Origin of the sequence: Parashewanella curva (genome assembly GCF_003675895.1) — a bacterium.
In the GTDB taxonomy this organism is placed as follows: Bacteria; Pseudomonadota; Gammaproteobacteria; order Enterobacterales; family Shewanellaceae; genus Parashewanella; species Parashewanella curva.
The window spans coordinates 43,775-64,840 of record NZ_ML014765.1; the positions used below are offsets into that span (position 1 = coordinate 43,775).

The 21,066-nt window shown below is 39.9% G+C and carries 17 protein-coding genes; 12 read left to right on the forward strand and 5 right to left on the reverse strand.

What is annotated here, in order from left to right:
* Positions 1–109: 109 nt before the first annotated feature.
* Positions 110–271, reverse strand: a complete 162-nt coding sequence (locus D5018_RS21650; RefSeq protein WP_165905014.1) for a hypothetical protein — start codon at positions 269–271, stop codon at positions 110–112.
* Positions 272–416: 145 nt separating this feature from the next.
* On the opposite strand from D5018_RS21650, the gene D5018_RS07085 reads away from it, so the two are divergent.
* The 3 genes from D5018_RS07085 to D5018_RS07095 are packed head-to-tail and all read left to right on the forward strand — an operon-like array spanning position 417 to position 5,392.
* Positions 417–1,184 carry a TSUP family transporter gene (locus tag D5018_RS07085; protein ID WP_121838343.1) on the forward strand — a complete coding sequence of 256 codons (768 nt, stop codon included), beginning with the start codon at positions 417–419 and terminating at the stop codon, positions 1,182–1,184.
* 9 nt (positions 1,185–1,193) lie between these two features.
* Positions 1,194–2,336, forward strand: a complete 1,143-nt coding sequence (locus D5018_RS07090) for an exonuclease SbcCD subunit D (RefSeq protein ID WP_121838312.1) — start codon at positions 1,194–1,196, stop codon at positions 2,334–2,336.
* The gene (locus D5018_RS07095) at positions 2,336–5,392 is read left to right on the forward strand and encodes an AAA family ATPase (RefSeq protein ID WP_121838313.1); all 3,057 of its coding nucleotides are present in this window, start codon (positions 2,336–2,338) and stop codon (positions 5,390–5,392) included. The genes D5018_RS07090 and D5018_RS07095 overlap by 1 nt, the downstream gene beginning before the upstream one ends.
* Here D5018_RS07095 and D5018_RS07100 read toward each other — a convergent pair.
* Positions 5,357–5,794, reverse strand: a complete 438-nt coding sequence (locus D5018_RS07100; RefSeq protein WP_121838314.1) for a hypothetical protein — start codon at positions 5,792–5,794, stop codon at positions 5,357–5,359. The two genes, D5018_RS07095 and D5018_RS07100, sit on opposite strands and share 36 nt — an antisense overlap.
* 172 nt (positions 5,795–5,966) lie before the next feature.
* Here D5018_RS07100 and D5018_RS07105 point away from each other — a divergent pair, with 172 nt between their 5' ends.
* Positions 5,967–7,619, forward strand: a complete 1,653-nt coding sequence (locus D5018_RS07105) for a phosphoethanolamine transferase (RefSeq protein ID WP_121838315.1) — start codon at positions 5,967–5,969, stop codon at positions 7,617–7,619.
* A 22-nt stretch (positions 7,620–7,641) separates the two neighbouring features.
* On the opposite strand, the gene D5018_RS07110 is transcribed toward D5018_RS07105, so the two are convergent.
* Together D5018_RS07110 and D5018_RS07115 are read right to left on the reverse strand one after the other, a co-directional pair.
* The gene (locus D5018_RS07110; RefSeq protein WP_121838316.1) at positions 7,642–8,076 is read right to left on the reverse strand and encodes a DUF3010 family protein; all 435 of its coding nucleotides are present in this window, start codon (positions 8,074–8,076) and stop codon (positions 7,642–7,644) included.
* 15 nt (positions 8,077–8,091) lie between these two features.
* Positions 8,092–9,432 carry a DEAD/DEAH box helicase gene (locus tag D5018_RS07115; protein WP_121838317.1) on the reverse strand — a complete coding sequence of 447 codons (1,341 nt, stop codon included), beginning with the start codon at positions 9,430–9,432 and terminating at the stop codon, positions 8,092–8,094.
* A 230-nt stretch (positions 9,433–9,662) separates the two neighbouring features.
* Here D5018_RS07115 and D5018_RS07120 point away from each other — a divergent pair, with 230 nt between their 5' ends.
* Genes D5018_RS07120 through D5018_RS07130 form a run of 3 tightly spaced genes read left to right on the forward strand, consistent with a single transcriptional unit; the run spans position 9,663 to position 15,472 of the window.
* Positions 9,663–13,397: a retention module-containing protein gene (locus D5018_RS07120; RefSeq protein WP_121838318.1), complete on the forward strand. Its 3,735-nt coding sequence runs from the start codon at positions 9,663–9,665 to the stop codon at positions 13,395–13,397.
* Between the two features lie 55 nt (positions 13,398–13,452).
* Positions 13,453–14,847: a TolC family outer membrane protein gene (locus tag D5018_RS07125; protein ID WP_243637397.1), complete on the forward strand. Its 1,395-nt coding sequence runs from the start codon at positions 13,453–13,455 to the stop codon at positions 14,845–14,847.
* A gap of 28 nt (positions 14,848–14,875) precedes the next feature.
* Positions 14,876–15,472, forward strand: a complete 597-nt coding sequence (locus tag D5018_RS07130) for an OmpA family protein (protein ID WP_121838320.1) — start codon at positions 14,876–14,878, stop codon at positions 15,470–15,472.
* A gap of 64 nt (positions 15,473–15,536) precedes the next feature.
* On the opposite strand, the gene D5018_RS07135 is transcribed toward D5018_RS07130, so the two are convergent.
* Positions 15,537–16,532, reverse strand: a complete 996-nt coding sequence (locus D5018_RS07135; RefSeq protein ID WP_121838321.1) for an NADP-dependent oxidoreductase — start codon at positions 16,530–16,532, stop codon at positions 15,537–15,539.
* A 125-nt stretch (positions 16,533–16,657) separates the two neighbouring features.
* Between D5018_RS07135 and D5018_RS07140 the strand changes: the two genes are divergently transcribed.
* The 5 genes from D5018_RS07140 to ribA all read left to right on the forward strand — a co-directional run bounded on the left by D5018_RS07140 (position 16,658) and on the right by ribA (position 21,028).
* The gene (locus D5018_RS07140; RefSeq protein ID WP_121838322.1) at positions 16,658–17,083 is read left to right on the forward strand and encodes a MarR family winged helix-turn-helix transcriptional regulator; all 426 of its coding nucleotides are present in this window, start codon (positions 16,658–16,660) and stop codon (positions 17,081–17,083) included.
* Positions 17,084–17,284: 201 nt separating this feature from the next.
* Positions 17,285–19,402: an anaerobic ribonucleoside-triphosphate reductase gene (nrdD, locus tag D5018_RS07145; protein ID WP_121838323.1), complete on the forward strand. Its 2,118-nt coding sequence runs from the start codon at positions 17,285–17,287 to the stop codon at positions 19,400–19,402.
* Between the two features lie 7 nt (positions 19,403–19,409).
* Positions 19,410–19,880 carry an anaerobic ribonucleoside-triphosphate reductase-activating protein gene (gene nrdG / locus D5018_RS07150; RefSeq protein ID WP_121838324.1) on the forward strand — a complete coding sequence of 157 codons (471 nt, stop codon included), beginning with the start codon at positions 19,410–19,412 and terminating at the stop codon, positions 19,878–19,880.
* A gap of 97 nt (positions 19,881–19,977) precedes the next feature.
* Entirely contained in the window at positions 19,978–20,334 is a 357-nt protein-coding gene (locus tag D5018_RS07155) for a YibL family ribosome-associated protein (RefSeq protein WP_121838325.1), read from the forward strand.
* A gap of 82 nt (positions 20,335–20,416) precedes the next feature.
* Positions 20,417–21,028, forward strand: coding sequence for a GTP cyclohydrolase II (gene ribA, locus D5018_RS07160; RefSeq protein ID WP_121838326.1), 612 nt, complete (start codon positions 20,417–20,419; stop codon positions 21,026–21,028).
* Positions 21,029–21,066 lie beyond the last annotated feature (38 nt).

The following is a 21,066-nucleotide window of genomic DNA, read 5'->3' on the forward strand; positions in this document are numbered from 1 at the left end:
AATTGACGTTCTACTTATTTGCTGATTCAAAAGCTAGATGAGTGCATAGCTTTGCACTCATCAAAATGAAAACATCAATGGTTCTATATTCAATGCAAAAAGAATAAAGCTAGTTTTTCTCGTTTTCTAAATAATTTTCATCAAATTTAGACTTTTTCTTTTTGGCTCTAAAGTCCTTTTCTTTTTTCCACTTGCGTTTTTCATGCTTGGCTTCAATGTGATCTGAACCTTCATCCCATTCATCTTTATCGAAGCGATAATCCTTGCTCATAACTAAACCTTGCTGTTCCTCAAATTGCCTCGTGGCATGGTCATAAGTAATTTTAGTAGGTATATGAGAATATCCCAAAAAGTTTACCGTTTGATTTCAGTGGGTAAGGCGTATAATGCAATCTCATTTCTTTTATGGGATACGCATGGATTTTGAGCTAACACTTCAAATAGCATTGATACTTTTTTCCGTTGCAGTGATTGCTGGCTTTATTGACTCTATTGCGGGTGGAGGAGGATTACTTACTGTTCCTGCTTTAATGTGGGCAGGACTTCCGCCTGTTGCTGCGCTTGCAACCAATAAACTGCAATCTAGTGCAGGAAGCTTTTCTGCAAGCTGGTATTTTATCCGTCACGGAGTCGTTAAAATTAGCAGTATATGGTTGGCTGTTGTATGTGCTTTTGTGGGAGCGGCCGCAGGAGCTTTCGCCGTTCAACAAGTAGACCCTCAAATATTGAAAATTATTCTGCCCTTTCTAATTCTTGGCATTGGAACCTATTTCCTGTTTTCAAAGAAGCTCTCAGATGATGACAAACATCAGGTTCTTACACCCACAGTGTTTGCTTTTACAGCAGCACTAGCTGTTGGTTTTTACGATGGTTTTTTTGGCCCTGGAACGGGTAGCTTCTTCGCATTGGCCTTTGTCATGCTATACGGTTTTGGATTAGGTAAGGCAACGGCTCACGCGAAACTGTTAAATTTTTCTACTAATCTAGCATCCCTTATTATTTTCATCATTGGTGGTCATGTGGTTTGGTTGCTGGGCTTTATCATGATGATAGGGCAGGCCATTGGGGCGAATATCGGTTCTCGGTTAGTTTTATCTAAAGGTTCTAAGTTGATCCGTCCTATGGTTGTGATCATGTCATTGGCAATGAGTATCAAGTTACTGCTTGATCAATTTTCTGCTTAGGAGCAAAAAATGAAATTTCTGCATACTTCTGATTGGCATATCGGTCGATACCTCCATAACCAATCTTTGCATAACGAGCAGGAAGCTGTGCTCAACCAAATTATTGAGCTTGCCTTAGAGCATAATGTCGATGCCTTAATTGTCGCTGGTGATATTTATGATCGCTCCGTTCCTCCAGCAACTTCAGTTGAGTTACTCAATAAAGCACTCAATCAAATACTCGGTCTGGGTATTCAAGTGATCATGATTGCAGGTAACCATGATAGCCATCAGCGGCTTGGTTTTGGTTCAAACCAAATGTCTAACAGCGGTCTTCATATTATTGGACCTTTAACCAAAACACTTTGCCATATCGAGCTGAAAGGTAAAAATAGCAATGCGATTTTCTATACCATTCCGTACGCTGAACCATCGCGAGTGAGAGAGTTGTTTGATTGTGAGGTTAGTACCCACGAACAAGCCATGAATGTTTTGCTGAAGCAAATACATGATCACGATAGTAAGGGCTTACCCAAAGTGGTGATCAGCCATTGTTTTATTGATGGAGCGATTGACTCAGAGTCCGAACGACCATTGAGTGTTGGTGGCGCTGATAAGATCAGTGCTACTTTATTTGAGCCATTTGATTATGTGGCGCTTGGGCACTTGCATGGACCACAGTACAAAGGGGCTGAGCATGTTCGCTACTCAGGCTCACCGTTGAAATATTCGTTTAGTGAAACTAATCATAATAAATCTGTCACGCTGGTGGAGTTTAGTTGTGACTCAAACAAACCTGAAATTACGCTATTACCGCTCACTAGTCCTAGAGATGTCAGAGTGATAGATGGCTTTCTTGAAGACATTATTGAGCAAGGCAAAAGTGACTCTAACTCAGAGGATTATATACTGGTACGTTTGCAAGATAAGCATGCAATCTTGGACGCAATGGGCAAACTAAGAGCTGTGTATCCAAATGTGTTACACCTTGAGCGTGCCGGTTTATTAGCAAACTCAGAAAAAACAGAAATCAGGCGTCAGCACATCAAGCAAAACGAAATGGATATGTTCTCCAGTTTCTTTACTGAAATGACTGGGGAGAACTTAAATACCGATCAGCAAGCGTTAATGGGCAATTTGTTGGAACAGCTACATAAAAACAAGGAAAACTAATGAAGCCTGAATTATTAAGCATGTCAGCATTTGGGCCTTTTTCACATACCCAAGACATAGACTTTAATGCCTTGTCGGAACACGCCTTGTTTTTAATCAATGGTCCAACAGGTGCAGGTAAAACCACCATTCTTGATGGCATTTGTTTTGCGTTATATGGAAAAACTACAGGCAATGAGCGTGAAGGTACTCAAATGCGCTGTGATATGGCCGATGATGATTTATTAACAGAAGTGACTTTTCAATTTCGCTTAGGTGAAGACTGTTATCGTATTCGTCGTGTGCCTGAGCAAGCGCGTAAGAAAAAAAGTGGGGATGGTTTTACCCAGCAAAAGCCAGAAGCTCAGTTATATCGAATTGAAACCGATGGTACACAAACCCTGTTGGTGGAGACAAAAGTATCTGAAGCGACGACTGAAATAGAGCAACTGATCGGGTTGGATGTTGAACAATTCAGGCAAGTAATGGTGTTGCCACAAGGTAAGTTTCGTGAACTGTTAATGGCCGATTCTAAATCTCGTGAAAAGATTTTTGGTCAGTTGTTCCAGACTCAAATTTATAAACGAATTGAAGATCAGCTTAAACAGCAATCAGCTTCGATTCGCCAACAAGTGCAAGATATTCGTAACCAACGTAAAGGCATTTTACAATCGGCAGAGCTGGATTCGGATAAAGCACTTGCTGAACAAACCGAAGGGCTAAAGCCGCAACTTGAGCAAGCTGAAAAGCAAAAGCATAGTGCTCAAATGGAATTACAGACGGCAACTAAGTCGTTAGAATCGGCACAGCAACTTAAGCAAAAGTTTGTCGAGTTTAATAATGCTAAAGAAAAGCAGCAGCAATTAAAGCAACAAGCTGAAACTATTGATCAAATCAAACATAAGCTCGAACTGGCTCATCAAGCCAGTAAACTATTACCTGTATTTGAGAATTTTAAGCAGCGCCAACAAGAACATAGTAACTCAGAGCTTCAGCTTAAAAGTGCACAGCATCAATTACAAAAAATTGAGGGCGAGCTTCAAGCATTTCAACAGCAACTACAACAGCAACCCCAACTAGAATCTGATCTTAAACAAGCTCATATTAAGTTGGAACGATTACAACAGCTACAACCTTTGGTCATTGAGAAACAAAACCTTGTAGAGCAAGTGCATCGCAATAACCAGCAGCTTAATATTGGAAAACAAAAAGAGGGCGAAGCGAAACAAGCATTACAACAGCTGGCTGCTCATAAAATACAGTTACAGCAGCAAGTCGGGGAACTACAAAAGCAGTCCAGCGCTCAGTTTGAGCTGCAAAATCAAGTTAACACACTTGAGAGCATATTGAGTCGCTATGAGCAATATCAGCAACAAAAAGCGCAAGTCAACAGGTTACAGCAGCAACTTGAACAAGCTAAACAGCAGGGGTTAGCCCTTAAAGCGAGCCATCAGCAAGCTGAGTCAGAATATAAAATGTTACAGTTAACTTGGCACCAAAGCCAAGCGGCAGTGTTAGCAAGCCAATTAAATAATGGTGATGCTTGTCCTGTATGTGGCAGTGTTGAGCATCCTCAGTTAGCGACGGCAAGTGTCACACCACCAACTGAACGGCAGTTAGACACTGCTGCAAAAGCTGAGCAGCAAGCACTTCAAAAACTAAATGACGCTAGAAGTCAGTATTCAAGTTTGCAAGATCAATTAAAGCTGTTAAATACTCAAATACAGCCTTTAAAAGAACAATTAGCTGACTACCTAATTCAACCCATATCAGAATGGCAAAATCAGCATAAAGCTCTATATGCTCAGTTACAGCAAGCGATTCAAGCTCAAAGTAGCTTGAATCAAACTCAACAGCAATTGCAAGGAATTGAGCAGCAAGAACAGCAATGTCGTCAAGAGTTAGAGTCATTAACTACAGAAGCAAACCGCCAAGACAAAGTCGTCACAGAGCTTCAAGCGAAGCTAGCATCTGTTGACCAGCAATTACCAGACAATATAAATGATGCTGAACAGCTATCATCCTCACTGTCGGATGCTGAAAAGTTGGCTCAAGATTTAGATAATCAGCTCAAAAACCTTCTGCAACAATCGACACAACTAAATGAGCGGCTAGCGTCTGCCAAATCAGTATTAACCAGTGCCGAAGAACGAATAAAAGAGACACAAGTTAATAGTGATGAAGCTCAAAAAGTATTTGAGCAACAGTCATCAGATGCTGGCTTTGCAGATGGAGCTGCAGTTGAAAAATCGATCATCGACCAAGACAAGCAAGTTCAATTAAAGGAGCAAGTTGAACAATATCAGCAGCAGCTTGCCGTAAATGAGGCTCAAGTTTCTGGGTTCAATAAAGATCTGGAAGGGCAAGAACCACCAGAAACGGCATTGCTTGAACAGGTTGTGAAGCAAAAACAGCAATTATTGAAAGATAAAGAGCAAGCTTGGCAGGCGTTGGAGTCAACTCGTTCTCAATTACACAATATTCAAACAAGGTTGGTTGAGGTAGATGAAACCTCTAAATCCCTAGAGCAAGAGTATGCGGTTGTGGGTACTTTGTCTGACATTGCGAACGGACAAACAGGGAACAAAATCAGTTTAAACCGTTTTGTATTAAGTGTGTTGTTGGATGATGTACTATTGGATGCCAGTACTCGATTAAGCGTAATGAGTAAGGGGCGATATCGTTTATATCGCAAAGAGGATAAAGCTAAAGGTAATAAGGCATCTGGACTCGATTTAGAGGTAGAAGATGCTTATACATCGAAAGTTCGAGATGTGGCAACGTTAAGTGGCGGCGAGTCATTTATGGCGGCATTATCGTTAGCACTCGCATTATCCGAAGTCGTACAAGCCTATGCAGGTGGCATTAAGCTCGATACCTTATTCATTGATGAAGGTTTCGGCAGCCTAGATCAAGACTCATTAGATTTGGCAGTGCGAACACTAATGGATTTACAATCCACAGGCCGAATGATTGGGGTGATTTCTCACGTTACTGAAATGAAAGAGCAAATTCAGCAGCGTATAGATATTTCGAAAAACTCAACCGGCAGCGTGGCGAAGGTGGTTGCCATCTAACTTGCGATTTTGCTTTTTAATTGCGCATTTACATAAACCGTTTTTAAGAGCAGGACATCCACCGCAAGGCTTTGCTTTTAGCGGTACGGTTAGGGAAATAGCTGGGATTGACTCAAAAGAGTACTGCTCATCGTTCTGGCTAGTTTGGATATTTAACTGCTGTAATACGGTTTGCTTCGCTTGTTGCTTTATTTCTTTTTTCGAAGGCAGTTTAAATTGAAGTTTGAGCTGCCTATAAGCCTCTCTTGTTAATTTTTTGCGCTGTTTTTTGAGCTGTTTTTTGAGCTGTTTTTTTGAAGACTCAGCATCAAGTGTTGGCAGTGACTTCTTAGCCTGTTTTTTACAGACTTTTTTCAAAAGCTTGTCGAACTTCTTAAGTTGCTTTCGTTCTAATTTAGTCACTTCAGTACGCTCAATTTACCAACACTCAATGTATTCTAAATAAAAACTATTCTCAGTCAATGTTTTTGGTTCACAATTTTAGTTAAGTAATCGCCCTTGATAGTGCTGCAAATCCTTAGAATTGTACTTAACTTAATCAAGACAAAAAGGTTAGGGATTGTGAGGTTAAGTGATGCGATTAAAAAATTTCTTTGAGCGTGAAAAATCATTTGAGAGCGTCGTCGCATTTTTAGCGTTGTATTTTACCTTGGTACTAAATATCCCCGTTTATCATAAGTTGTACGACATTTTTGTAAAAGAACCACAGCATAGTATCGCCTTTATTATATCTATCCCTATTTTCTTTTTTTTCATCATCTACCTTGCACTTCATGTACTGGCATGGCCTAAGTTGATCAAATTGATTTTCATTCCGTTATTGCTCATTTCTAGTGCAATGAGCTATGCCAGTTTCAGTTATGGTGTGATTTTCAATGAAGATATGTTGATCAATATTTTTGACACTAATGTTGGGGAAGCTTCTTCATATATAAACCCGATTTCAATCAGCTGGGTGGTGCTGTTAGGTATTTTGCCGAGCTTGATCTTGGTCTTTGTTAAAATAAAAGCCATCTCTTTTAAAAGCTTGGTGCTTAAAAAGCTTAAAGTGCTAATTCTTGTGGTGGTGGGGATATTCTCTATTGCGGCTATTTTTTACAAAGACTATGCATCTTTTGGTCGTAGCCATAACCATTTACAAGATTTAGTGATCCCTACCGAGTTTTTTTATAGTGTCACTAAATTGGTAAAGCAAAAATATTTTAGTCCTAAGTTGTCTTATAAAGAAATTGGCTTAGATGCTAAATTGGATCCCAATGCCTTTGGTGGGAAAGCTTCAAAGAAGCCGAACTTAGTTATTTTTTTATTGGGTGAAACGGCAAGAGCACAGAATTATCCATTTAACGGTTACCATCGAAATACGACTCCTTATACTCAAAGGTTAAACCCTTTTGTTTTCACTGAGGTAGCCTCTTGCGGCACGGCTACAGCTGTTTCTGTGCCGTGCATGTTCTCTAATATGAACCGAACTGAGTTTGATGTTAAGCGTGCCGATAACCAAGATGATGTGCTAGACATTATGCAGCGTGCTGGTATAGATGTGTTATGGAAAGAGAATGACGGAGGTGATAAGCATGTGGCAAAGAATGTTCGCCAAATAAAATTGGATACTTCGCAGGTCAATGAGTTTTGTAATGGTTCAAGTTGTCAAGATGAGGCCTTACTGAAAGGTTTACCCTCACAAATTAAAGGAATGAAAGGCAATAAGTTTGTTGTATTGCACTTAATTGGAAGCCACGGTCCAACTTATTTTGAGCGTTACCCTAAATCTTTGGACTTTTATCAGCCAAGTTGTCAAAGATCGGATATTGAAAACTGCACTACTGAACAAATTTATAATGTTTATGACAATACCCTGAGGTATACAGATCTTGTTATGGCAAAAGCCATTGATTTGCTAAAGAGTTTTGAGTCTAGTCATAATGTGGCTTTAATGTATATGTCAGACCATGGTGAGTCACTAGGTGAAAATGGTATTTACTTACATGGATTACCTTATAAATTTGCGCCAATAGAACAAAAGCGTGTTCCGTGGATGTTTTGGATGTCCGATAGCTTTGCCAAAATTAAAAACATTGATGGTGAGTGTTTAAGGAAGAATACTCACAGTGCCTATAGCCAAGATAACTTATTTTCAACTTTACTTGGCTTAATGGATGTATCAACTTCGGTTTACGATAAGAAGATGGATATATTCTCTGAATGTCGTGGAGAAAAAGCGGAGTGAAAATAACTCCGCTACGAACTAATTACTTTTGGTAGATCAAGCGATTTTGGAATGCGTAAACGGTTTCAAAAGCTGTTTTTTGGAATTTCTTTAAACCAAGTGTATCGAAGTCTACATGTGGAGGGTTACGTTTAATTTGCTCCTTCACATCTAAGACAGAAATCAAATCGACAGGTCGTTCTTGTAATTGAATTGCCGCTTCAAGTTTAAAGCTGGTGGCACTTCCTGCAAACTTACCTTTTTGGTGACGCTCTAAAATGACGATACGATCAATTTTATAATCTTCCATCAGTTTATTGAATGCAAAGGAGAAGTCACGAATGTTGTCAGTTTCGCTCGATTTAGATACGCTGAATGAACGTTTTCTACATTCAGGAACGGTAAAAGTATCACCTTCGTAACTTAACAAGCATAAGATGGCTTCGCCACCAGATAGTTCTACACCACAAATTCTCATTGTATTTCCTAATTATTAATCTTCGTCTATTGGTAAGTTAGCAGCTGGTTTACGACGCATAGGCGCATCACCAATATCTATTGAATTGGCAAATCGATTGTCACGTTTCGGAGCAGGTTTCGATTTTTTATTTTGCGGTTTACGCTTTGCAGAAGCTTTTGCATAAGGTTTTGGCGCTTTTGCTTTGTTTTTAGGCTTAGGTTTAAAGCCTTTAAACTTGCCTTTTAACCCTTCGAATGTTGAAAAATCGAAAGTTTTGCGAAGGAAAGTTTGGATTTTCAAAAAGCTTTCCCAGTCTTTTGGTCCAACAAGGGATACTGCGTCACCTTTAGCGCCTGCTCGTCCTGTTCGACCAATACGATGAACGTATTCTTCGGTCATCTTTGGCATATCAAAATTTACAACCAAAGATACATTCAGTAAGTCCAGTCCTCGTGATGCTACATCAGTAGTAACAAGGATTTGGTAGTGGCCTCGGCTGAATTGATCCATGATTTTGTTACGGGCACTTTGATTTAATTTACCGCTTAGAGCGATAGACTTAAAACCATCTTTATTCAATTTATCTGCAAGGCGTTGAGTATCATTTCTTGTCGCGGTAAAAATGATGATTTGTTTTTGCTGATCTTGCTTGAGAACAGTATTAAGTATGGCTTCTTTATGATCTAAATGATCACATAAATACACTTTTTGAGTGATATCTTTGTGTTCTGTATGACCGCTATCTACCAAGATGTGCTCTGGTTCTTTTAATAGTTCAGCAGCAATTTCATTGACTTCGTCGTGTTCTAGTGTGGCAGAAAACATTAATGTTTGACGGCGGCGATGATCTGCGGCTTTATGGATGGCTCTAAGCTGAGGTGCAAAGCCTAAATCGAGCATGCGATCTGCTTCGTCTAGAATCAAAAATTCCAAACCATTCAAATATAAATGCTTCTGAAATAAATGATCTGTGACTCGACCTGGCGTTCCAACAATAAAGTGAGGATCTTTCGCGAGTGCTTTCGCTTGGTCGTTAAAATTTTCACCGCCAAGAATACTGACTGCTTTATATCGTGTATTTGCAACTAATAAACGAAGCTGACTATACACTTGCTGCGCTAGTTCACGAGTAGGTAATAAGATTAAAACTCTAGGATCTCGTTTCGTTAATGCTTTTGTAGATATTACTCTTTGCATTGCAGGTAAGAGAAACGCTAATGTTTTACCTGAGCCTGTTTTGGACGAAGCCATTAGATCTCGACCAACCATAGCCACCGGGATGGCTTGCTGCTGTATTTGTGTAGCCTCAGTAAACCCCATGTGGTTGATGGTTTCAATAATGCGGCGGTCTAAGGAAAACTCAGTAAATTGCAAAAGAATGCTCCAGTATTTTAATCAAGAAGCATTATACCTGAATCTCACTTTGATAGAGCAAATTAAAATGACTAAAAGTGTTCAAATAAAGTGCTAATGAATTATTTATTACTGTTATTCATTTGTAAAATGATCTGTTGACTATCAAAGGTCGCCCCTTTATATTGGCTTTTTATATTGTATAAAATTTAATCTATTTTTCGCTCAAGGACGAGCGTTTAGGGGCTAACATGGAATTGTTCACTGTCTTGAAAGCAGGCAAGTTTCAGTCTGTTAATGGTCAAATTGAAGTTACTTTGGGTGATATTGAATATCGTGCAAAGGCTGGAGACTTCATTCCTGAGGGAGCAAGCGTCATTGTTTTTGATGGTGCACTATTCACTATTAAGTTTGAAAATGGCGAAGTTCATTCAAACTCTGAGAACTTTACCTCATCCAATGCTTCCAAAAACTTACTTTCTGTCACCGATGCCAATGATATAGAAAATATTCAGGCAATCATTTTAGCGGGTGGAGATCCAACCTTAGCTATTGAAACCGCAGCTGGTGGAACACAGCAAGAAGGTGGGTTCGATTTTATTGCCATTGATCGAACAGGTGACGAAACCATTGCTCAAGCAGGGTTTAATACTCTTGGGTTAGCCGGAGGAAACCCTAACGGAAATACTCAAGAAGAAAGCATTGTTTTATTCAATTCTGTTCTAGCTAATGACTCAAATACCATTGCTGAAGATCAAGTTGCTGTAGGTAATGTATTGGCAAATGATGTAGATCCAGATTCTAATTTATTGGTTTCCAATATCTTAATTAACGGTCAAAGCTTTGCAGCTGGACAGAATATTCAACTTGAGAACGGAGGTTTGGTTGTTAATGCCAATGGTGATTACCGTTTTGAGCCTGATGCGAATTGGCATGGCACATTACCTTTAATTACTTATACAACTAATACAGGGGTATCGGCCACACTTACGATAGTGGTTACTCCGGTAAATGATGATGTAAATGCAGAGCCTGATAGCTTTTCGGTAGCTGAAGATGGCTCAGTAATATTAAATTTACTGCCAAACGATACTGCGCCGGACGGTGGATTAGCAATTCAATCCATTAATGGTGTCGCTCTTACGGGAACAGCGCAAGCCATCGCGGTTACTAATGGTCAAGTATTCATTGCAGCAAATGGCACCATCACCTTTGAACCAACGGCTAACTATAATGGCGAAGTCACCTTCAGTTATGTTGCACAGGATGCCGATGGTGATACCGATGAAGCCAATGTGAGCATCACCGTTGAACCACAAAACGATCTGATAGATGCCATTGATGATAGTTTCAACGTTGATGAGGATGGCAGCGTTACTTTAGATCTTCTCGCCAATGACACCGCCCCAGATGGCGGCAAATCTATAGTCTCCATTAATGGAGTAACACTAACAGGCTCAGCGCAAGCCATCGCGGTCACAAATGGCAATGTACTCATTGCGGCAGATGGCACCATTACCTTTGAGCCAACGGCTAACTACAACGGCGAAGTCACCTTCAGTTATGTTGCACAGGATGCCGATGGTGATACCGATGAAGCCAATGTGAGCATCACCGTTGAACCACTTAATGATCTGATAGATGCTGTTGATGATAACTACAACGTGCCTGAAGATGGCAGCGTTACCTTAGACCTGCTCGCCAACGACATCGCCCCAGATGGCGGCAAATCTATCGTCTCCATTAATGGAATAACACTGACAGGTTCAGCGCAGACCATCGGAGTCACAAATGGCCAAGTACTCATTGCGGCTGATGGCACCATTACCTTTGAGCCAGTAGGTGACTACAATGGCGAAGTCAGCTTTAATTACATAGCACGAGATGTGGATGGCGATACCGATGAAGCCAATGTGAGCATCACCGTTGAACCACAAAACGATCTGATAGATGCCATTGATGATAGTTTCAACGTTGATGAGGATGGCAGCGTTACTTTAGATCTTCTCGCCAATGACACCGCCCCAGATGGCGGCAAATCTATAGTCTCCATTAATGGAATAACACTGACAGGCTCTGCGCAAACCATCGCGGTCACAAATGGCAATGTACTCATTGCGGCAGATGGCACCATTACCTTTGAGCCAGTAGGTGACTACAATGGCGAAGTCAGCTTTAATTACATAGCACGAGATGTGGATGGCGATACCGATGAAGCGACAGTGACGATTGCAGTGACGCCAGAAAACGACTCAGTGAACATTGCTACCACAGGTGTCTATGTTTCTGAAGAAGGATTAGTCGGTGGCGTTCCTGATAATGATGGGGTTATCGATACTACAGATAGTGCTACAGGCAGTGGTGCAATTGTTCTGACAAATGTTGATGGAGATAACTTAACATTAGAGCTAGGTGGTCCAGCAGGATTAAACTCTGGCGGAGAAGCGGTTAATTGGCATTGGGATGATGGCAGCCAAACCTTGATAGGTTACACAGGCACCGACCCCGACATGAACCAAGTCATGACCATCAAGCTCAATGCGCCAGTGAACACAACAGGCGGAACCTGGACGTACGATGTGACCTTATTACAGCCTGTCGATCATGCAGATCCGCTCACCGAGGATGCTATTTCACCCTTGTTTTCCGTAATCGTTACTGATAGTGAAAATAATGTGGATACTGGTAGCTTCTTTGTTGCTTTTGAAGATGACGGAGTTACAGCAAATAGTTATACACATGTATTTGATATTTCAGTTGAATCCTTTATTTCAAGTAATATTGAAGCAAACTGGGCTAATTTATATAGTGACCCTAGTGATCCTAATTTTAATAGTACCGTCAATAGGTTTGATGGAAATGACAATGATTTGGGATTAGATCAAATTCGTTGGGGAACAACTTCTGGTAGCCAATCAGGCTATGGGTTTGTTGATAATGATATTAACTTAGGTAATACTCTACCATTAAATCAAGATATTGTTCTGGGCACATTTACCCACTATAACTTCTCAATTGGCTCCGGTACTTCTATTAGTGAGGCATTGCTCAATATTGCATTCTCCTTAACTGATAGTAATGGTGTCGAGACTTCTGTCGATATGAATATTGAGTTTGATCACAATGAAACTCCAAATAATAGTGACTCCCCAGAAGATATTATTACAGTCGGTGACTCAACGGTTACATTTGAATATGAAGGAAGCCTTTATTCTATTCAAGTTATCGGTTTCGTTGATGCTAGTGGTAATGTTAAACAAACCATTGAAACAGAAGAAAATACAGCTACCAGTCACGATTTAGTTATTAGAATTGTCGAAGGGGACCAATTTACCCCTCCAAGTCTAAATGGCAATATTATCGAAACAAGTGTTGCTGGTGCGGATCAAGGCTTTGAAGTCATCGGTATTGAATTTGGTGATACTGTGATAGCTGTTAATGGTGGAACTGTAACTATTGCTGGGCAGTTTGGTGAGTTAGAGATAGATGATGAAGGCAACTACACATACACATTAAATGTCAGTGCTGATCTTATTCCTGATAATCAAAGTGAAAGCTTTACTTATATTGTCAAAGACGCTGATGGTGATACTGATGAGGCTAACTTAGTTATTGATTTAAATGTAATTAACCAAACTAGTAACAATATCACTAGTTCAGTTTCAGGGTTATCTGAACCTTTAACTTCTTCTGATATTTTTGATTCACTGATAAACCATGACTCACTCTTTGGGAATGGCTATACAGAGCTAAGCTCTGTTGAATCGAACAAAATTAATTCTCAATTCAATTTAGAACACCAGTCCATTATGCTTGAAGAAAATTTGGAACTCTTAGAATTAAAAGACAATGAAAATGGATTATCTCATAGTTTTTCAATGAATTCGTACGAATCTGCAGAGAGTGAAGCTTATCAAAATACTGTTGTAGAGGCACTTAACCAATACCGTGATGATCACGATATACGAGGTGAGCTCTTATCTTAAATAAACAAGTAATTAATAATTCGCGCTCGTTGCGCTAGATAAAACATACGGAGAGATGAAAATGGACCTAAAAGGAATTAGGCAACTTACACCCATTGCATTAGCTGTTGGGTTATGGGCGCTACCCTCGATAGCAACTGCTCAGTCATTAGAACAAGCTGTTGCTCATGCTCTGGATACCAATCCAGAAGTGCGTATTTCTTATAATCGCTTTAAAGCGAATCAAGAAATTCATAATCAAGCTTGGTCGGGTTACCTTCCTAGCGTTGATTTAACCGCGGGGTATGGTGTTGAATATACTGACTCGCCATCTACAAGACGTGATAGTTCGTTAGGGGCAAATATTGATGATCGTGATGAACGCCTCAATCGCGGTGAGTTAGGGTTAAGTATTAGGCAGTTGGTTTTCGATGGTTTTTATACCAGCAGTGAATCTGAAAGGACTGATTTTGAGGCAAGTGCTGCTCAATGGAGTTTGTTTTCGAAAGCAGAAAATGTCGCACTAGATGTTGTGAAAGTTTACATAGGTGTTCTTCATGCTCAGGAAATACTGACATTGGCCGAAAAGAATTTATCTACTCACCAAGAAATTTTTGATCAAATTAAGCAAAAAACAAATTCTGGCTTAGGTTCTACAGCGGATTTATCCCAAATCACAGGCCGTTTAGCAAGAGCAAATGCCAATGTGGTTGCAGCTAAAAATAACCTGTTAGATACTCAATCTCAGTTTTACAGAGTAGTAGCGCAGCAACCAAAAGATATTGTTGCGCCTGTACCAGATGCTGATATGTTACCTAAAAATTTGTCTGAGACTTTGCTGTTGGCGAGTGAAAATCATCCTATCTTAAAGGCTGCAAAGAGCGATATTAGTGCAGCTAAGTCAGCTCAAGAAACTTCAAAGTCAAATTATTATCCCAAAATAACGTTAGAGTTAAATGGCACTGCTAACAATGATACTAATGGTGAAGATGGTATAACCAATAATCCTCCGTTCAGAACTGATGTAGGTGGTCATACTAAAAACTACTCTGCTATGTTGAGACTCCGTTATAACCTATATGCAGGTGGAAAAGACTTAGCCAAAGAAAAAGAAAGTGCATACCGTATAAGTGAAGCTAAAGAAATACGAGAACGGGCTCACAGAGAAGTGGTTGAAGGAGTCAATCTTTCATGGAATGCTTTGAATTTACTTACTCCGCAAAAAAAATATATAAGACAACACGTAGAGGCGGCAAAAGAAACTCAAAAAGCTTATGTGCAGCAGTTCCGTTTAGGTCAAAGAACATTGTTGGATTTGCTTGATACAGAAAATGAACTCTTTGAATCTAGGAAAGCATATTTGCGTGCAGAATTGGATGAAATTGTGGCTAAGTACCGAGTGCTAAATTCAACAGGGCGATTACTCGATTCATTACGAGTTACTCGTCCCCCTGAGTGGCAAGGAAAATGATGACTCATATTTTCAAGGAGGAAAACAAATGAGAGCAATAATTTTTATAGTAATAACTCTTGTTGCTACTGGGTGTGCAACAAGAGACATAAAGCCCATGAGTGGTTCAACGGCACAAGTTTATGATCTTAACGATAAGGATAACGATGGTGTAGTTGTTGCTAGAGAAAAATGCCTAAAAACTGAAACTGGTGCAGAGGTTGATAATTATGGTTGTGGCACGGTAAGTAAGCACTTAAAACGAAAAGAGTTGAATATTCAGTTTGCGAATAATTCAGCTTTTTTAGCTCCCAAGTATTTTAATCAATTAGAGGAAGTTGCTTCTTTCTTAAAGAGTAATCCTGATCTAAATGTGACAATCGAGGGGCATACCAGTAAAACAGGAAGCTACGAGTATAATCAAGAGCTTTCACAGAGACGTGCTAAAGCTGTGATTAAAGTGCTTTCTGAGGAGTTCCAAATTGAGCCGGCTAGGCTAAATGCTGTTGGGTTTAGCTATGATCGTCCAGCAGCTGAAGGCGATGATTCTTATGCCCATGCTCGTAATCGCCGAGTTACAGCAGAATCAACAGTAGAAGGTACTTCTACTGCGTATAAATGGACAATTTGGACAGTTGACCAATAAGCTAAAAGTATAGAAAAGTAGGTTTGGCGGCATTCTTTGCTTCCAAACCTTTTTTAGCGATAACTTATAGTTTCACTAACATTTTTCCTTTGTTTTTACCTTCAAATAGCCCAATAAATGCATCAGGTGCATTTTCTAGCCCTTCAAAAACAGTCTGCTCAACTTTGATTTTCCCTTCAGCTAACCATTGCCCCATTTGCTGAGTAAATTCACCATAATGTTCCCAATGGTCAAATACAATAAAGCCTTCAATGTTCAGCTTTTTAATGATAATTTGAGCAAGGTTTGCAGGTCCAGGGGTTGGTTTGGTGTCGTTATATTGAGCAATCATGCCACATACGGCAATTCGGCCATAATCTTTCATATTGTTTAGCGCAGCTTCTAAATGCTCACCACCGACATTTTCAAAGTAGACGTCAATCCCTTCAGGTGCGGCTTGGGCGAGGGCTGCATTTAAATCATCTGTAGTCTTATAGTTGATCACTTCATCAACGCCAAGAGCTCTTAAAGCATCTGCTTTTTCATCACTGCCTACCGAGCCAACCACTTTTGCGCCCATTAATTTGCCTAATTGGCATGCTACACTACCAACAGCTCCAGATGCCGCAGATACGAATAAAGTCTCGCCAGCTTTTAAGTTAGCGATGCGGTTTAACCCCGTCCATGCTGTCATTCCCGGCATACCCATGACACCTAAGAAGTAAGAAGGATCGTATGGTGTTTGTGGCAGGGCTGTAAGTGGTTCAGCTGATGAAACAAAATGCTTGCGCCACCCCATCATATGAGTGACAAGCGTGCCCACTGCTAAATTATCATTTTTAGACTCGATAACTTTACCAATTGCACCGCCCTCAAGCACATCACCGATTTGGAATGGTGCAATGTAGCTTTTGCGGTCGATCATTCTTCCACGCATGTATGGATCAACAGACATCCATAAGTTTTCAACCAAAACTTCTCCTTCTTTAAGTTCTGGGAGTGTAACTTCAACAAGTTTAAAGTTTTCAGCTGAAGGTAAACCTTCTGGACGGGAATGGAGATGGATATTTTGTGTGATCATAACTTTTACCTAAAATCATTAAAGACAGAATATTGCTTTGCGCGCTAACTAATTGTGGTAAACTATACACTTGAAGAAAATGAAAAACAATTACTTTGTGCGCAAACTATTTTTAAGGAAGAACGATGACAGATAAACAGCAATTAACCGATAACGTGTGTTTTGCCGTTTACTCTGCAAATAATGCGATTATTCGAGCATATCGCCCGCTGCTAGAGCAGTATCAACTGACTTTTCCTCAGTATTTGGTAATGCAAGCACTGTGGTGTGAAGATGGAATAAGTTTAACTGAACTTTCCCAAGCGACCATGCTTGATTTAGGAACATTAACTCCGATAGTTAAGCGGTTAGAGAGTAAATCTCTCCTGACAAAAGCCAAGAACCAAGCTGATGAAAGAAAAAAAGTGTTGGTTTTAACAGAGCAAGGTAAAGGTATACGTTTAGAAGCATTATCACTTAAGCAAACCTTGCTTGAGAAGGTAGATATTCCTCAAGAAGAGCTGGCATTGTTAAAAGATCAATGTTTAAAGATAGTGAATGATTTAAGTTAAAAATAAAATGCAAGATTGACATTCTGGTTTAGTGGGCTGGTCAGCATAAATGATTAGCCCATTTTTTTGTTCGCATCATAGGTGATCGAGATCATAGTTATATTCGATTTTATATTGCTTAATACACATCATCTAGTGATGTTTATCTAAAGTGGCACTACATAGAGTATCTATTGCAAGCAATGTAAATTGGAGAATGGCATGGCATTAGTGATAAAGCGAGACGGACTCAAAACAGTATTTGATCCAAAGCGTATTTATTTAGCGGTGAATGCAGCAGCACAGGCTGCTGGAGTATCTGACCAAGCGTATGCTCAATTGGTCGCTGATAGGGTTCATAAAAAATTTGCCTTTCAGCAAGAGGTCGCCATTCAACAATTACAAGATGCAGTTGAAAATGAGCTTATGGTTGGCCCCTATAAAGCAATGGCTAGACATTACATTGAATATCGACATGATCGTGATGTTGCTCGCGAAGCTAGCAGTCACCTAAATAAAGAAATTCGTGGCCTTGTTGAGCAAAGTAACGCTGCTTTGTTAAACGAGAATGCTAATAAAGACGCCAAAGTTATACCAACGCAGAGAGACTTATTGGCAGGTATTGTTGCTAAAAATTATGCTAAAAAGCACATGCTGCCAAAGCAAGTGGTGCAAGCTCATGACAGAGGTGAACTGCATTTTCACGACTTAGACTATGCGCCATTTTTCCCAATGTTTAACTGTATGTTAATCGATCTTGAAGGCATGCTTACTCATGGTTTTAAAATGGGGAATGCTGAAATAGAAACGCCAAAATCAATTTCAACAGCAACAGCTGTAACGGCTCAAATCATTGCTCAGGTGGCCAGCCATATTTATGGTGGAACTACCATTAATCGAATAGATGAAGTATTAGCTCCTTTTGTACGTAAAAGCTTTGATAAGCATCTAGCTACAGCTGAACAATGGAACATCGTTGATGCTGATGCCTACGCCAAAGCACAAACAGTAAAAGAATGTAACGATGCTTTCCAATCATTAGAATATGAAGTAAATACGCTACATACGGCAAATGGCCAAACTCCTTTCGTTACTTTTGGTTTTGGCTTGGGCACCAGTTGGGAGTCAAGGTTAATCCAGCAATCCATTTTGAAGATTCGAATAGCAGGTTTAGGTAAAAACCGAAAAACAGCCGTATTTCCTAAATTAGTGTTTGCAATTAAAGATGGTGTAAATCACAAACAAGGTGATGTTAACTACGACATCAAACAGCAAGCTCTACAATGCGCTGTCGCTCGTATGTACCCTGATATTTTGAATTATGATCAAGTGGTTGAAGTTACAGGCTCATTTAAAACACCAATGGGTTGTCGAAGTTTCTTAAGTGAATACCAAGAAGACGGTAAGCTTTTACATGAGGGACGGAATAATATTGGTGTTGTAAGCCTTAACTTACCTCGTATTGCAATCGAAGCAGAAGGTGATGAGGAATCATTTTATCAGCTACTCAATAAAAGACTCAAAGTGGCTCGCCTTGCATTGGACACCCGAATTGAACGTCTACAAGGTGTCAAAGCCAAAGTCGCACCAATACTCTACATGGAGGGAGCTTGTGGAGTTAGATTAAAGGCCGAAGATGATATCTCTAGCATTTTCAAAAACGGTCGCGCTTCGATTTCACTAGGTTATATAGGGCTTCATGAAACGATTAATGCTCTTTATGGCGCAGATATCCATGTTTATGACAGTAACTTTCTTCGCGAAAAAGCGCTTAGTATCGTTAAATATCTGAAAGCAGCAACAGAAACTTGGAAAAAAGAAACAGGATATGGTTTTAGTTTATACAGTACTCCAAGTGAAAACTTATGTAGTCGTTTTCATTCCATTGATTCTAAAGAGTTCGGGTTAATTAAAGGGGTAACTGATAAAGGTTATTACACCAATAGCTTTCACTTAGATGTTGAGAAAAAAGTAAACCCATACGACAAAATTGACTTTGAACAAGAATACCCAACCGTCGCCAACGGTGGTTTTATTTGTTATGGCGAATATCCAAATTTACAGCACAATTTAGAAGCGTTAGAAAACGTGTGGGACTATAGCTATAGCAGAGTTCCATACTATGGAACAAATACACCGATAGATGAATGTTATGAGTGCGGCTATCTAGGTGAATTTGACTGTACCAGTAAAGGTTTTACTTGCCCTAAATGTGGTAACCACGAGCCAAGTCGAGTATCAGTGACAAGAAGAGTATGTGGCTACTTAGGAAGCCCTGATGCACGACCGTTTAACTCAGGTAAGCAAGAAGAAGTTAAACGTCGAGTAAAACACCTTTAGGTTCATGATGCACTATTCTCAATATTATCCCGTTGATGTAGTCAACGGACCGGGCACTCGTGCAACTCTGTTTGTTTCTGGTTGTATTCATCAATGTCGTGGTTGTTACAATCAAAGTACATGGAATACCAGCTCTGGATCTCCATTCGATAAAGCCATGGAGCAGCAAATCATAGATGATTTAAAAGATGTCAGAATAAAGCGTCGTGGACTGAGCCTATCAGGGGGCGATCCGCTTCATCCTGCCAATCACCATGGTATTTTATCTTTGGTAAGGCGAGTTAAGTCAGAATGTCCAGATAAGGATGTTTGGCTTTGGTCAGGCTATACCTTAGATGAGCTTTCCCCAGAGCAGAAGCAAATAACAAATCTTGTTGATGTGATGGTGGACGGCAAATTTGAGCTGTCTTTGGCTGATCCAAGTTTGAAATTCAAAGGCAGCTCCAACCAAATTATTCATTACTTTACGCAATGTTAGGGTTTGCTGGTATAATGCTGCATATTTCTCACTAGCGCCCCTTGGCGTGAGGTGAGTAACATATTCATATGTCTATCTTAGGGCATAAGGTCGTAGAATGAATTTAAAGCAAGAACTGCAAACACTTAACAATAAGTTAGATAAATCTCGCCGTAAACTATCGGCTGCTCAAGCTCGGGGCGATGAAAAGGTACAATTGCAGTTTAAACAGGAAATTGCGGCATTAACTAAACGCATCACAGCCGTAAAATCTCAGCAGCAACGTCAATTAAATAATAAGGGAAGTAAGATCCAAAACTTACCTTTTAACCGTACTTTAAGCAAAGCAGAACAGGCTGATCTTGGTAAGTTAAAAAAGACAGTTAAAGGTTTGGTTGTTGTTCACCCGATGACTGCTTTAGGTCGAGAAATGGGGATCAATAGCATAACCGGTTTTGCACCAAAAGAATTCTAAAGGATTCATCGATAATAATGGATAAAGCTGGAGTATTTTCAGCTTAATTCTACAGATGTAGAAGGTTAAATAAGGTTGTTTCATGTCAGTAAAATATGTTGCTTCTTCTAAATTACCAACTCCTTGGGGCATTTTCGATATGCATGGGTTTGAAGACCCACAAACTGGAAAAGAGCATGTAGCACTTACGTTTGGTGAATGGGAAGAAGGAAAACCAGTATTAGGTCGAATTCATTCTGAGTGCCTAACTGGGGATGCGCTTTTCAGCTTGAGATGTGATTGCGGATTTCAATTACAAACGGCAATGCAAGACATTGCAGAAGCAGGGCAGGGCTTTTTGCTTTATCTGAGACAAGAAGGTCGTGGTATTGGTTTGATCAATAAGATACGTGCTTATGAACTTCAAGATAAAGGTGCTAATACCGTTGAGGCCAATGAGCAACTTGGTTTTGCTGCTGACTTACGCAAGTACGATATGATTGCACCAATGCTAGAAAAAATTGGTATTAGCCAAGTTAAGTTGATGACCAACAACCCTAGAAAAGTAAATGCAATAAAGGCCGTTGGTGTTGAAGTGGTGGAGCGTGTGCCACTACAAGTTGGAAAAAATAAACACAACGAATTTTATCTGAAAACTAAATCGACGGTGTTAGGACATTTAATGTCAGAAGTTCATTTTCATGGAAACGATTAATTAACTTCAGCTTTGCCTTGAATTATAAATTTTTCAAA